The 1,200-nt window shown below is 38.8% G+C and carries 1 protein-coding gene; it reads left to right on the top strand.

Translation table 11 applies throughout. The features are described from left to right. The first annotated feature begins 15 nt into the window (after positions 1-15). Entirely contained in the window at positions 16-1,131 is a 1,116-nt protein-coding gene (locus NL42_RS18470; protein ID WP_461313859.1) for an OmpW/AlkL family protein, read from the top strand. The last annotated feature ends 69 nt before the right edge of the window (positions 1,132-1,200 follow it).

Here is a 1,200-nt window from a genome sequence, read left to right as displayed (position 1 = left end):
GATATTTTAAAATTAATAGGCGGAAATCTGCTCGCCGTGGCTTTTGTAACGGGAACTCAAACAGCACATGCAGAATTTAAACGGTTTTCTGTATCTGCTGGGTGGTTGCATGTCATGCCACAAGGGAAAGCAAATCCATTCAATATAAATACTGCTGTAGCAAATGGAACCACTGCCAAAGTCGGAACTATTTCTACTTCAGCATTTATGAAATCCATAGACCCTAATGCAACATTATCAACTGGGGAAAATGCCAAAGAAGTTCTCGATATGGTATTTAGCCATCCAGTCGATGAAAACGGCAATCAACAACAATCGGTTGGTCAGCTATTAGGGCTTGTAGATGAAAATGACATGGTTTCGCCAGATATCACGGGTACAGCAACGATTAAAGGATTAGAACAATGGGAAGGTAAAGGCACAGGGCTTGAAACAGAAGATATAGACACTCTGGGTTTAATGTTCAATTACTATGTGAATGAGAACGTGTCTTTACAGTTAATCGGTGGGATTCCTCCAAAAGTTGATATTAAGGGGAAAGGAGAAATCAACGCGCCGTTATCTGGTTTTGCAAATCCTGAAGGATTAGCTGCTTTGGTTATAGGCGATAAACTTGATTTATTACAAGATATTCCAATCACTAATCTGGGTAATAAATCGAAAGCTGCTACGGTACGTGCATGGACTCCAGCATTAGAGGCTCAATATCAGTTTGGTAAGGCAGGAGTAAATAAATTTCGACCATATGTTGGTGCCGGAATTATGTATTCACGCTTTTCTAACATTAAGTTAAACGACCAAATTAATTCTGACTTAATTGCTGCGGGGCATATGATTCAGAATGTACTAGATAACAATGCTGGTGCAGCCTTAGATGGCAAAACCTCAAGTGCAAATCCATATGTTCGGGTTAAAGCAACTGATGCGATTGCCCCAATTGTGAGTCTAGGAGCTACTTATGACATCACGCCAAATTGGTATGCTGTTGGTTCAGTGTCCTATGCAAAGTTAAATAATCGCGCAAATATTGATGTGATTGATAGCAAAACAGGTAAGCAGTTAATTCATGCCTCAACCAAAGTTGATATTGATCCTTTAATTACTTATTTGGGTGTGGGTTATCGTTTTTAATATCCTCATTTAAATATTAATCTAGCATTTAGGAAAATTTACGATTTAACCTGTCGTATTTTCTGTGCA

The organism is Acinetobacter sp. GN11 (genome assembly GCF_054823985.1).
The sequence above is the reverse complement of the archived record's forward strand: the minus strand, read 5'-3'. Positions and strand labels throughout refer to the sequence as shown.